Source organism: Streptomyces sp. CB03238, assembly GCF_002099185.1.
Classification (GTDB): Bacteria; Actinomycetota; Actinomycetes; order Streptomycetales; family Streptomycetaceae; genus Streptomyces.
The window spans coordinates 1-12,876 of the sequence record NZ_NBCN01000009.1; the positions used below are offsets into that span (position 1 = coordinate 1).

General features: G+C 71.5%; 9 protein-coding genes. 5 read left to right on the plus strand and 4 right to left on the minus strand.

The window, feature by feature from the left end:
* Positions 1 to 335: 335 nt before the first annotated feature.
* The 3 genes from BKD26_RS17480 to BKD26_RS17490 all read right to left on the minus strand — a co-directional run bounded on the left by BKD26_RS17480 (position 336) and on the right by BKD26_RS17490 (position 4,032).
* Positions 336 to 1,280: a DNA-3-methyladenine glycosylase 2 family protein gene (locus BKD26_RS17480; RefSeq protein ID WP_241518723.1), complete on the minus strand. Its 945-nt coding sequence runs from the start codon at positions 1,278 to 1,280 to the stop codon at positions 336 to 338.
* A gap of 96 nt (positions 1,281 to 1,376) precedes the next feature.
* Positions 1,377 to 2,459, minus strand: coding sequence for an NDP-sugar synthase (locus BKD26_RS17485; protein ID WP_084898947.1), 1,083 nt, complete (start codon positions 2,457 to 2,459; stop codon positions 1,377 to 1,379).
* Between the two features lie 109 nt (positions 2,460 to 2,568).
* On the minus strand, positions 2,569 to 4,032 hold the full coding sequence (locus BKD26_RS17490) for an N-acetylmuramoyl-L-alanine amidase (RefSeq protein WP_084898949.1): 1,464 nt from the start codon (positions 4,030 to 4,032) through the stop codon (positions 2,569 to 2,571).
* 138 nt (positions 4,033 to 4,170) lie between these two features.
* Between BKD26_RS17490 and BKD26_RS17495 the strand changes: the two genes are divergently transcribed.
* From BKD26_RS17495 to BKD26_RS17510, 4 genes are all read left to right on the plus strand, one after another.
* Entirely contained in the window at positions 4,171 to 4,923 is a 753-nt protein-coding gene (locus BKD26_RS17495) for a TIGR03089 family protein (protein WP_084898950.1), read from the plus strand.
* Positions 4,924 to 5,027: 104 nt separating this feature from the next.
* Positions 5,028 to 6,401 (plus strand): LCP family protein, encoded by a 1,374-nt coding sequence (locus BKD26_RS17500; RefSeq protein ID WP_084898952.1) that lies wholly within the window; start codon positions 5,028 to 5,030, stop codon positions 6,399 to 6,401.
* A 236-nt stretch (positions 6,402 to 6,637) separates the two neighbouring features.
* The gene (locus BKD26_RS17505) at positions 6,638 to 8,386 is read left to right on the plus strand and encodes an LCP family protein (protein ID WP_084898954.1); all 1,749 of its coding nucleotides are present in this window, start codon (positions 6,638 to 6,640) and stop codon (positions 8,384 to 8,386) included.
* 29 nt (positions 8,387 to 8,415) lie between these two features.
* On the plus strand, positions 8,416 to 10,179 hold the full coding sequence (locus BKD26_RS17510) for an LCP family protein (RefSeq protein ID WP_241518705.1): 1,764 nt from the start codon (positions 8,416 to 8,418) through the stop codon (positions 10,177 to 10,179).
* 9 nt (positions 10,180 to 10,188) lie between these two features.
* Here BKD26_RS17510 and BKD26_RS17515 read toward each other — a convergent pair whose 3' ends face one another.
* A complete protein-coding gene (locus BKD26_RS17515; protein WP_084898957.1) occupies positions 10,189 to 11,217 on the minus strand; it encodes a glycosyltransferase family 2 protein in 1,029 nt (342 codons plus the stop codon).
* Between the two features lie 240 nt (positions 11,218 to 11,457).
* Between BKD26_RS17515 and BKD26_RS17520 the strand changes: the two genes are divergently transcribed.
* Entirely contained in the window at positions 11,458 to 12,825 is a 1,368-nt protein-coding gene (locus BKD26_RS17520; protein ID WP_084898959.1) for an LCP family protein, read from the plus strand.
* Positions 12,826 to 12,876: the final 51 nt, after the last annotated feature.

Here is a 12,876-nt window from a genome sequence, read left to right on the forward strand (position 1 = left end):
CAGGACACGATCCCCGGAGCGGCCCCAAAGGCACGCTCCCGCGCGCGGGCGACCCGGAGAGCCCACACCCGGACGGGCGCCTCCAAGCCGGCACCCGAGCGCGGACGCCACGCCGGGGCGGGCGGGTCCGACAGGCACGCCTCGGCGGCGACTCGACCGCCGGGGCGACTCCGGGCTTTGCGGCACGCCCCCGCGCACGGGCCGACCACGGGGCCCACCCGCCGGGACGGCGACTCAACCGTGCGGGCGACCCGCCCCGAGTGCCCCAACCGCGGGGCGGCGCCCAGGCGGAGAGCCCCGCCGGACGGCACCGCGTGACCGGGCGGCTCCGGGGGTCAGAGCGTGGCGATGTTGCCGGGGGTGAAGCGGGGCCCGTGGCGGGGTGGGATGTGGCCGCTGAGGAGGATGAGGCGGGCGGCGCGGTGGCGTTGGCCCGCGTAGGGGGCCAGCAGCTCCAGCATCTCCTCGTCGTCGGCGTCCCGGCGGCCTGCCAGGGCGTAGCCGACGATGCTCGGCAGGTGGTAGTCGCCGGTGGTGACCGCGTCGGGGGCGCCGTTGCTGCGCTGGACCGTTTCGGCGGACGTCCAGGGGCCGATGCCCGGGATGAGCTCCAGCCGACGCCGGGCGTCCACCGGGTCCATCGCGGCGGCCTCCTCCAGGCGGCGGGCCACCCGGACCGCGCGGAGGATCGTGGTGGAGCGCTTGGCGTCGACGCCCGCGCGGTGCCATTCCCAGGACGGGATCAGCGCCCACGTACGCGGCTCGGGCATGACGTACAGCCGGTCGTTCGGGCCCGGCGCGGGCTCGCCGTACCTGCGTACGAGCAGACGCCACGCCCGGTACGCCTCGTCCGTCGTGACCTTCTGCTCCAGGATCGAGGGGATCAGCGACTCCATCACCAGCCCGGTACGGGTCAGCCGCAGCCCCGGGCGGCGCCGCTCGGTCACGGCCAGCAGCCGGTGGCGAGGGGTGAACGCGGACGGGTCGTCCTCCGCCCCGAGGAGCGCCGGGAGGCGGTCCAGCAGCCACTGCGCGCCCGCGCCCCACGCCTCCGCCTCGACGGTCCCGCCCCGCGCCGCGACCCGCAGCGTGCCGGGGCCCTCCGGGGTGCGGGTGGCCCGCCACACCGACCCGTCGGGCGCCGTCCGGAACGTCGGGTCGCCCGGGCCGCGCCGCAGCGGCCCCAGGGCGAGCCCCAGGTCCAGCGGCCACGGCGGCGTCCAGCTTCTCGTCCGGGGAGGTGAGGCCTGCGCGGGTATGACGACATGGCCGCCGCGCACGGTCGTGCCGGTCGTGCGGGTCGTGCGGGGGGCGTAGCGGCCTGCCACGGGTACGGTCCGTCCTCGGAGGTCTGGTGCCTACGACCCTACTGGCCCCTACTGGTCCGAGGAGAACCGCACCGCCCCGTCCGGCAGCCGCGCCCCGCACCACACCCGCACCCCGTCGCGCAGTTCGTTGTCCGCGCCCACATGGGCGCCGTCGCCGATGACCGCCCCGTAAAGGACCGTCCGCGCGCCCACCCGGGCCCCCTCGCCGATCAGCGAGTCGCTGATCACCGCGCCGGCCTCGACGACCGCGCCGGCCAGGACCGTGCTGCCGTCGACGCGGGCGCCCTCGCCGACCGTCGCGCCGGCGCCGATGACCGTACCGCCCGTGAGCTTGGCGTCCGTGGCGACGAAGGCGCCGTCGAGGACGAGCCGGTCACCGCGGCGGCCCGGGACGGCCGGCGAGGGGGCGCGGCCCAGCACGAGGTCGGCGGAGCCGCGCACGAACGCCTGCGGGGTGCCGAGGTCCAGCCAGTACGTGGAGTCGACCATGCCCTGGAGGTGGGCGCCGGTCGCCAGCAGGTCGGGGAACGTCTCGCGTTCGACCGAGACCGGCCGCCCCGCCGGGATGGTGTCGATGACGGAGCGGCGGAAGACGTACGCGCCCGCGTTGATCTGGTCGGTGACGATCTCCTCGGGCGTCTGCGGCTTCTCCAGGAACGCCGTGACCCGCCCGGTGGCGTCCGTCGGGACGAGCCCGAACGCCCGCGGGTCCTCGACGCGGGTGAGGTGGAGCGAGACGTCCGCGCCGGACGTCTCGTGGGTGTCCACCAGGGCCCGGATGTCCAGGCCGGTCAGGATGTCCCCGTTGAAGATCAGGACGGGTTCCTCCGGGCCGGAGCGGAGGCGGGAGGCGACGTTGCGGATGGCCCCACCCGTGCCCAGGGGCTCCTTCTCGGTGACGTACTCGATGTGCAGGCCGAGCGACGACCCGTCGCCGAAGTACGGCTCGAACACCTCGGCGAGGTACGAGGTCGCCAGCACGATGTGCTCGACGCCCGCCGCCCGCGCGCGGGCCAGCTGGTGCGTGAGGAACGGGACGCCCGCCGCCGGGACCATCGGCTTGGGCGTGTTCACCGTCATCGGACGCAGCCGGGTGCCCTTGCCACCGACCAGGAGGATCGCTTCTGTCACCTGTCGTCTCTGCTTCCTGCTGGGTCCGGTCGATGGGCCACATCGGTCATATGACCGATACGACCGGACAGTGTATGCAGACCGTTCGGTACAGCCGTCCCGGTCGTCGTCACCGGCCCTGGTACTTGGCCGACGCTTTCCGGGCCGTGCCGAGCTTGCCGTAGAGCCGTGTGCCGGGGCAGTCGGTCAAGAAGCCGTCCCGGTGCCCGGAGATGACGTTGAGTTTGACCTTCGTGCCCTTCTTGTACAGGTTTCCGCCACCCGACGTCAGCGTGGCCTTCCCCCGCGGATCCTTTCCGTACAGCCCGAGCTTCCATGCCGTCAGCCGCGCGACGGCGGTCACCGCCGCCGAGGGCGGGGTGGACTGACTGTACGTGCCCAGGACCGCGATGCCCATGCTGTTGGTGTTGAAGCCGCGGGTGTGCGCGCCCAGCACCGCCTTGGCCACGCCTCCTGCCCGGCCTTCGTAGATGTTTCCGCACTTGTCGACGGCGAAGTTGTAGCCGAAGTCACGCCAGCCGCTGCTCTTGACGTGGTAGCGGTAGATACTGCGCAGAACGGAGGGGGCCTGCTTGCAGGTGTAGTTGTTGCCGGTGGCGCTGTGGTGGACGAAGGCCGCCTGGACGGACTTGGTGTAGACGAAGTTGCGTTCGCGCAGCTTCTCGTCCGCGCCCCAGCCCTTGCGGGTGATGATGCGCGGGCGGGGACCGATGTACGGCTTGGAGGCCATGGCCTCGTCGCCGAACTGGTCGGCGAACGCCGCCTCCGTCTCGGCCTTGGACAGTTCGGGGATCTCGGTCGCGCCGAGCGGGACGAGTTCGGCGTTGACGGCGGAGGCGGCCGACTCCTCGGGCGTCAGCGCCGGGGCCGGCGCCTGGCCGCTGGTGGTGCCGGTGTCGGTGCCCTCGGGGACCTCGGGGCCCTGGGCGGTGTCCTCGCTGGCGGGTTCGGTGCTGGGCTCGTCGCCGGGGTCGACGAGCTCGATGCGCATACCGCGCGGCAGGGACGCGGGCGCGGCGCCGGAGCGGGGGGCCTCGGCCCGTACGCGTACCTCGACGCCGTCCGAGGCGCCGACCCACAGCGGGGCGGTGGAGCCGCGTACCGTGCCGGAGTCGCGTTCGGGTGTGCCGGGGTCGGCGGCGTGGGCCTGGTTGTGGGTCTCGACGGACTGCCAGCCGGACCAGGTGCGGGAGCCGGTGGCGCGGGTACGGACCTGGACCGAGCCGTGGAGCTCGGCGTCCGGGTCGTCCCAGACGACGCCGACCAGCGAGAACGGGCGGACGTCCCGTCGGGCCAGCCCCTTCAGCGCGGCGCCGCCCGCCCGCTCGGAGCGGAGGGTCACGAGCGGCAGTGACTGGGTGGAACCGGGGACGGACACGTCTCCGGCAGGGGCGGCGGAGGTACGGGACGAGGCGGCGACGGCACCGGACGGGCCGTACGCGCCGGGCGTGGTCGTGGACGCGCCGGGCGACGACGCCGTCGGCGGGGTCGACGCGCTCGCGGGGAGCGACAGCGGAAGGACGAGGGCCGCGGCGCACGCGACGCCGATCGAGGATGCAAGGTAGGCACGCATGAAGCCGATCCTGTGCAGGCCGGGCGCGGTTCGCCCGCCGGGGAACCACCCGGAAACTGACGGTCCATCGGTCCGACCGGTGGACGCCGTCACCGGTACGGCCGACCCCGCCCGCCCCGCGCGCGTACCCTGGCGCGCGTGAATGCCAGCGACCGTACCCCCGCCGACCTGCTGCGATCCGCGCTCGCCGCGGACCCGGCCCGCCCCTTGGTCACCTACTACGACGACGCCACCGGTGAACGTGTCGAATTGTCGGTGGCCACCTTCTCCAATTGGGTGGCCAAGACGGCCAACCTCCTCCAGGACGGCCTGTCCGCCGAGCCCGGCGAGCGGGTCGCGCTGCTGCTGCCGGCGCACTGGCAGACCGCCGTCTGGCTGGTCGCCTGCTCCTCGGTGGGCGTCGTCGCCGACGTCGGCGGGGACCCCGCCGCCGCGGACCACGTGGTCGCCGGGCCGGACCGGCTCGACGAGGGCCTCGCCTGCCGGGGCGAGCGCCTGGCGCTGTCCCTGGCGCCGCTGGGGCGCCGCTTCCCGACCCCGCCGGCCGGGTACGACGACTACGCGGTGGAGGTCCCGACGCAGGGCGACGTGTTCGCCGCGTACGCCCCGGTGGACCCGGACGCCCCGGCGCTCTCCGTGGGCGGTACGGAGCTGACCGGCGCGGAACTCGCGGACCGGGCACGCGCGGACGCGCGGCGGCTGGACCTGGCGAGCGGGGCGCGGCTGCTGTCGGCGCTGCCGTACGACACGTGGGAGGGGCTGTCGGCGGGGCTGTACGCGCCGCTGGCGGCCGGCGCGTCGGTCGTGCTGTGCCGGAACCTGGACCAGCTGTCGCCGGAGGACCTCCAGAAGCGGGTCGAGAGCGAGCGCGTCACCAGCACTCTGGTGTGAAGTGCACCCGTCCGGCGCACGGCGGGCCGAGTCCCCCGGGTTCCGGCGCCGTCCGCGATGGATGATCGGACTCACACCCCTCGTGTGAAGGACGGACGGACGACGTGACGGACAGCGCTGGTACGCCCCCGGAGCCGGACCCCCCGACAGGGGCGTCCGGTCCGGGCACCCCAGCCGGTTCCGGCAAGGGCCGCTCGCCCAGGAGCGGCAAGGGCGGCAAGGGCGCCAAGAGCGGCAGGAAGCGCGGGCAGCGTACGGCGCCGCCCTCCGGCGGCAGGGCGAAGAACGGGACGCGCCCGGCGAAGCAGCCCCCCACCGCCGAGCCGGCCGAGCCGCCCACCACCCTCCACCGCACCGGCTTCCGGCCGCGCGGGCTGCGTGTCGTCGCCTTCGTGGGCGCCGTCGCCGTGCTCGTGGCGGCCGGCGCCGGATGGTGGCTGTACAAGAAGCTCGACGCCAACATCACCACCGACAGCTCCGCCGCCACCGAGCTGGAGCGGTACGAGAGGGAGCGCCCGAGCGCGCTCGTGCGCGGGGCGCGCAACATCCTGCTGATCGGCTCGGACACCCGCGCCGGGAGCGGCAACGCCCGGTACGGCCGCGACAAGGGCACCCAGCGCTCCGACACGACCATCCTGCTGCACCTGGCCGCCCACGGGCGCGGCGCGACGGCTGTGTCCGTACCGCGCGACCTGATGGTGCACATCCCGAGCTGCCGCAAGCGGGACGGCAGCCGCACCACTGCGCAGTTCGCCCAGTTCAACTGGGCGTTCGAGCGCGGCGGTACGGCGTGCACGGTCCGTACGCTGGAGAAGCTGACGGGCATCCGCATCGACCACCACGTGGTGATCGACTTCCGGGGCTTCAAGGACATGGTGGACGCGGTGGGCGGCGTACGGGTCTGTGTGACCGAGCCCATCAACGACCCCGACGCGCGGGTGAACCTGAAGGCCGGCGCCCGGACCCTCAACGGGGAGCAGGCCCTCGGTTACGTACGGGCCCGCAAGTCGCTCGGCGACGGCAGTGACACCGAACGCATGGACCGCCAGCAGCGGTTCCTCGGCGCGCTCGTCAACAAGGTGCAGAGCAATGGGGTGCTGCTCAATCCGACGCGCCTCTACCCGGTGCTCGACGCGGCCACCAAGTCCGTCACGACCGACCCGGGTCTGGACTCGTTGAAGGACCTGTACGACTTGTCGCGCGCCATGCGCAGCGTACCTACCGAAAAGGTGCAGTTCCTGACCGTTCCGCGCCACCCTTACCGTAACAACCCCAACCGGGACGAACTCGTACAGCCTCGTGCGAACAGCCTTTTCAAGCGGCTGCGTGACGACGAGCCGGTCGCGGTCGTGCCCGGCGACGGGCAGAACGAGTCCGGCAGCGAGGAGCCCGGGGAATCGAACAGGCGCAAGAGGGAGCAGCCCTCGGCGACGCCGACTTTCGCGGGCACGAATGCCGCTGTCGGTACCTGCAGATAAATCGCCGCGAGTAAAGCGATACCCAAAGAGGGCGCCACACTGCAGGCGTATTGGGCGGATTGCCCCCTTGTAAGGGGCGTGGAATTTGTCACGGGCGTCGCCCCACGCTGAACTGGGCGGATAGTGTGACGCGATCCGGTGCTCCCGGCCGTGAGGTCGCAGCACTCGAGATCGTGGAACCGAGCGCCTGACGGGGGAGGCGCCTCGCGTGGCACCGACGGAGGACTCAAGCAACCGTGGACGCGCACAGCCGTGGACGGGCGGACGACATCGACCCCGCCGACCAGTGGGTACTCAACCCGCAGACCGGCAACTACGAACTGCGACTGGATCATTCCGCTGGGCAGTCGGCCCCGTCGGCGCAGTCCTCCCGCACCACCCGCCGCCGCGGCTCCACCGCTTCCAGAACCGCCTCCCCGGCGGGCTCGTCCGGCCGCAGAACCGCCGGCGTCCCCGGCCAGCGCAGGCGCCGCGCCCCCGGCGCCCCGGACGCACCGGGCGGCGGCGGTACGCCCCCGGCGGCCGGCCGCCGCAAGCGCAAGCCGCAGAAGTCCCGTAAGAAGAAGGCCCTGATGTGGACGAGCGGTGTGACGGCCGGCATGGTCGTCGCCCTCGCCATCACGGCGTTCGCCTATTACGAGCACCTCAACTCCAACATCAGCACGGTCGACATCGCGGGCGCCGGCAGCGGCGGCTTCAAGAAGGACCAGGCCATCAACATCCTGGTCATCGGTACGGACAAGCGGACCGGCGACGGCAACGAGGGCTACGGCGACAAGAACAGCGCGGGCCACGCCGACACGACGATCCTCTTCCACGTCTCCAAGGACCGGACGAACGCCACCGCGATGTCCATCCCGCGGGACCTGATGACCGACATCCCGGACTGCGAGACGAAGACGACCGAGGGTACGAAGGTGATCCCGGGCGAGCAGGGAGTCCGGTTCAACACCAGCCTCGGTCAGGCCGGCCGCGACCCCGGCTGCACCATGCGTACGGTCAAGGAGATCACCGGGCTGACCGTCGACCACTTCATGATGGCCGACTTCAACGCGGTGAAGACGCTGACGACGGCCATCGGCGGCGTCGAGGTGTGCGTGGCCAAGGACGTCAACGACAAGCAGTCGAAGCTGAAGCTCACCAAGGGCAAGCACATCATCATGGGCGAGGACGCCCTCGCGTTCGTCCGCACGCGGCACGCGTTCGGCAACGAGAGCGACCTGGACCGGATCAAGACGCAGCAGCAGTTCCTCAGCTCGATGATCCGCAAGATGAAGTCGAGCGAGACGCTCACCAGTCCGTCCAAGATGGTCGACCTCGCGGAGGCGGCCACCGAGGCGCTGACCGTCGACACGGGGATAGGAAGCATCAACAAGCTCCAGGACCTCGGCACGGAGCTGGCCAAGGTGAACCCCAAGAACATCACCTTCACCACCCTTCCCGTCATCGACAACCCCGCCGAGACCGTCAAGGCAACGGTGGTCGTCGACGAGGCGAAGGCGCAGCCGCTGTTCTCGATGATGCAGAACGACGTCTCGCTCACCGAGGTGAAGAAGAAGGAGAAGGACGCCAAGAACGCCCAGGCCGCGCTGCTCAAGGGCGCGCGGGCGGAGGCCTCCGAGGTACGCGTGGACGTGTACAACGGCAGCGGCAAGACGGGCGCGGCGCAGAAGACCCTCGACTGGTTGCAGAACGACGAGGGCGTCTTCAGGTCCACGAACCAGAGCAACGCCCCGCAGGAGATCGCCAGGACGACACTGGAGTTCGCGCCGAACCAGGCCGACCAGGCCCGCACACTCGCGGACCTGATGGGCCTGCCCGCCACGGCGCTGAAGCAGGGGACGCAGGACGCCGGGGAGATGGAGCCGATGAAGCTCACCCTCGGCGGGGACTTCAAGGGCGCGGGGGTGCCCATCACCGGTCCGGCGAAGGCGCCGGAGGGTGTGCAGAAAGTAGTGGCAGACAAGCAGGTATGCGCGGAATAACGCGTTCCTGAACGACAGGGGGACCTGGGGTGGGACACAGCAGCGTGCGCGGGGAGGGGACGCGGGAAAGCGTTCCGCACGCCCGTGAAATGGGCTGGGACGACGGTCTGTACGAGGACGCGTCGTCCGGCGACACGGAGGACCCCGCGAAACCGGCGAAACCCGCGAAACCGGCGGAAGCGGCGGAAGCGGCGGAAGCGGTGGGAGGTTCCGACGGTGGCGGAAGCCACCGTCGCGGTGGTGGCGGCGGTGGCGGTGGCCGTCGCCGCGCCGGAAAGGGCGCCGGGAAGGGTTCCGGCAAGGGCTCCCGGAACGGCAAGAAGGGCAAGCGGCGGGTGCTCCGGTGGAGCGCCTCCGTGCTGTCGCTGCTGATACTGGGGACGGCCGGCGCCGGTTACCTCTACTACGAGTACCTCAACGACAAGATAAAGAAGGACGACCTCACGCTCGGCAAGAACAAGATGCCCGAGCACAGGGCCAACGCCGCGGGCCAGACACCGCTGAACATCCTCCTGATCGGCTCGGACGCCCGGAACTCCCAGGCCAACCAGGACCTGGGCGGCGCCAAGGAGACCTTCGACGGTCCGCCGCTCGCCGACGTACAGATGCTGGTGCACCTGTCCGCCGACCGCAGCAACATCTCCGTGGTCAGCATGCCGCGCGACACCATGCTGAAGATCCCGGAGTGCAGGGACCCGGACACCGGGAAGATCTATCAGGAGAGTCTGTTCGCCTCGACCAACGAGTCGCTGAACCGCGGCGGTCCGGGCTGCACCGTGGCCACCTGGGCAGAGCTCACCGGCATCCCCATCGACCACTTCATGATGATCGACTTCGCGGGTGTGGTCTCGATGGCCGACGCCATCGGCGGCGTACCCGTCTGCGTCAACAACAACATCGAGTCCCGCACCAGCGACGGCAAGGGCTCCGGCCTGAAGCTGGCCAAGGGCACGCACCCCATCAAGGGCGAGCAGGCGCTCCAGTGGCTGCGGACGCGTTACGGCTGGGTCGGCGGCACCGACCTGGAGCGGGCCAAGGCGCAGCACATGTACATGAACTCGATGGTGCGCGAGCTGCGCAAGAACGCGAAGCTCACCGACCCCAACAAGCTGCGCAAGCTGGCCGAGGCGGCCACCGATGCGCTCACCGTGGACAAGGGTCTGGACACCATCGGCAAGCTGTACGACCTGGCCGAGCAGCTCAAGAGCGTCCCGACCGGGCGCATCACGATGACGACGATGCCGAACTTCTACTCGACCAGGAAGCCCGGCAAGGTCGAGCCCACGCCCGGTGAGGCCGAGGAACTCTTCCGGATGATCCGCGAGGACATCCCGCTCGACGGCAAGGCGTCCAAGCGTGCGACCCCCACCGCGACCAAGGACAAGGCGGCCCTGCCCGCCGAGACCAAGGTGACCGTGCAGAACGGCACCTACACCGACCAGTTGGGCTCCGCCCAGGGGCGGGCGACCACGGTCGCCGGGTTGCTGGCCCAGAAGGGCTACACCCAGGCCGAGGCCGGCACGCTCACCCCGCGTCAGGCCAAGACGGTCGTCCAGTTCCCGAGCGCGGACCTGGAGGGCGACGCCCAGGCGGTCGCCAAGGCCCTGGGGATCCCGGTCGGTTCGGTGAAGAAGTCGGACCAGGTCCAGGGCATCACGCTCGTCGTGGGCGCCGACTGGCGCGAGGGCGACACCTACCCGAAGCCCAAGGCCACCGGCAAGGCGCCCGGGTCCAACACGAGCAGGGCCGACCAGTCCGGCTGCATGGAAGTGGACCCGAACTTCACCTGGTGAGCGCTGCGGCTACGCCGCCGTCCGGACGACCGCCGGGCGGCGGCTGGCGATGACCTTGCGGGCCAGCGAGCGGGGGCTCGTGAGGAACCCGTACCCCCACGACATGTGCATCGTCGCCAGCGCCACCGGGATCCGGAGGCGCGCCTTCAGGGACAGGCCCTTGCCGGCCGGGACGGAGCCGGCGGTGATCGCCGCCAGGTAGCCGGCCGGGACCACGAAGCCGAGCGGGGTGAGCGTCGCGCCCACCACGATGCCCGCCGCGATGGCGCAGACGGCGGTCGGCGGGGCGAGGTAGCGGAGGTTGATGGAACCCTGGTGGTAGCGGGCGACGACGTGGCGCCAGCGGCCGTAGTCCTTGTACTGCTTCGCCAGCGCGCGGACGCTGGGCCGGGGGCGGTACTGGACCCTCAGCTCCGGCGAGAACCAGATCAGGCCGCCCGCCTCACGGATGCGGAAGTTCAGCTCCCAGTCCTGGGCACGGATGAACTCCTCGTTGTAACCGCCCTGCTGCTCCAGCGCCTCGCGCCGGAACACGCCCAGGTAGACGGTCTCGGCAGGGCCCGCCTCGCCGCCGGTGTGGAACGCCGCGTTGCCGACACCGATCTTCGAGGTCATCGCGGCGGCGACCGCGTGCTCCCAGTCGTTCTCGCCCTCGGCGTGCATGATGCCGCCGACGTTCTGCGCGCCCGTCTCCTCCAGGAGGCGGACGGCGGTCGCGATGTAGTTCGGCGACAGCATGCCGTGCCCGTCGACCCGTACCACGATCGGGTGACGCGACGCCTTGATCGCGGCGTTCAGGGCCGCGGGCGTACGCCCGGTGGGGTTGGGCACCGTGTGGACGCGGGAGTCCTCTCGTACGAGCTCGGCGGCGATCTCGTCCGTACGGTCCGTTGACGGGCCGAGCGCGATCACCACCTCCATCTCACCGTCGTACTCCTGCTCGAGGATGTGACGGACCGAGGCGCGCAGATGCCGCTCCTCATTGAGGACCGGCATGATCACGGAGACGGGCGGCAGGGGCGTGGGCGTGGCGTTCATCGTCTGTCACGTTACCGCGAACGGGGGACAGCGGTGCGCGCCGCCCGGGTGGCGCGGGCAGTCGCTGATCGTATGGGCCTACTGTGCCGACTATTCCCCCAACCGCCCGCGGAGGTGTCCTTCGTGCCCACGCCGCCCCGCCGCCCCGTCCCTCCCCGGCCGCCTGCCCCCGGCCGGCCGAGACGGGCCCCGGCACCGGCGCCGGCACCGGCCGTGCGGCGAGCGAAACCGCGGTGGGGCATGCGGATGGCGACCACCCTGTCCGTGCTGGTGCTGGCGGCGGGCGGGATCGGGCACGCGGTCGTGACCAGCCTGGACACGGAGATCGGCCGGGTCGACCCCTTCAAGGACATGAAGAACCGCCCCGCGCCCGGTCACGGCACGAACATCCTGGTCGTCGGCACCGACGGCCGCGACAAGATCACGCCACGGGAGAAGGAGAAGTACCGGCTCGGCGGCGCGCCCTGCCGCTGCACGGACACGATCATGCTCGTGCACATCTCCGCCGACCGTAAGCGGGCCAGCATGGTGTCGCTGCCGCGCGACTCGTACGCCGAGATCCCGCCCCACACCGACGCCACCACCGGCAAGTACCACCACAAGCACCCGGTGAAGCTGAACGCCGCGTACGCGGAGGGCGGGCCGAACCTCACCGTACGGACCGTCGAGCACATGACGGGGGTCAAGATCGACCACTACCTGGAGCTGGACTTCACCAGCTTCATGCGGACCGTCGACGCCATCGGCGGCGTGGAGATCTGCACCGCCAAGCCGATGAAGGACGCGTACACCGGGCTCGACCTGCCGGCCGGAACGCACAAGCTGGACGGCGGGGGCGCCCTCCAGTACGTGCGCTCCCGCCATGTCGACGGGGCGTCCGACCTGGGCCGCATGCAGCGGCAGCAACGGTTCATGGCAGCGCTGATCGACCAGGCGACCAGCAACGGCACCATGCTGAACCCGGTGAAGTTCCAGCAGGTCATCACCTCGATGCTGAGTTCCGTACGGGCCGACCAGGGCTTCGGAGCGGAGCAGATGCTGGCCCTCTCGAAGGCGATGCGCGGCTTCACAGCCGCGTCGTCGGAGTTCACCTCCGTACCGGTCAGCGACACCAGCTTCCCCGTCAAGGGCATCGGCTCGACGGTGAAGTGGGACCCGGTGAAGGCGAAGAAGCTGTTCGCGGCGGTACGGGACGACAAACCGCTCGCCCCGTACGCCCCGCGCAGCTCGGTCCGCAAAAAGCTTGTGGAGGTCTCGCCGCAGCAGATCCGGGTGCAGGTCTACAACGGCACGCGGGTGCACGGCCTGGGCGCCCGGATCGACGCGGCGCTGCGGGCGACCGGCTTCCGGACGAGCGCGACGGCCCTGAACTGGGCGCGGCGTGACGTGGCCCGCACCATCGTGTGGTTCGACCCCCGCTGGGACCGCTCGGCCCGCTCCCTGGCCACGGCGCTCCCCGGCTGCGAGCTGCGGCCGGTGGAGGGCCAGGGCGCGACGTTCAAGGTCACGGCCGGGGCGAATTTCGCGGGGGTCCTGCCGGTGCGGGCGGAGGACGCGTTCCAGGGCGAATTCGGCGTGGTCACGGGCGACCAGGTGGTGTGCGCGTGACACCTGCCGGCGAGTGGGCGGTTTCGGCGTGCGCGGGCGGGCGGTTTCGGC

Bases quoted from the DNA above. Each gene is read 5' to 3' on its own strand.
- BKD26_RS17490 (WP_084898949.1), bottom strand. From the start codon at position 4,032: ATGCGTGCCTACCTTGCATCCTCGATCGGCGTCGCGTGCGCCGCGGCC.
- BKD26_RS17515 (WP_084898957.1), bottom strand. From the start codon at position 11,217: ATGAACGCCACGCCCACGCCCCTGCCGCCCGTCTCCGTGATCATGCCG.
- BKD26_RS17520 (WP_084898959.1), top strand. From the start codon at position 11,458: ATGCGGATGGCGACCACCCTGTCCGTGCTGGTGCTGGCGGCGGGCGGG.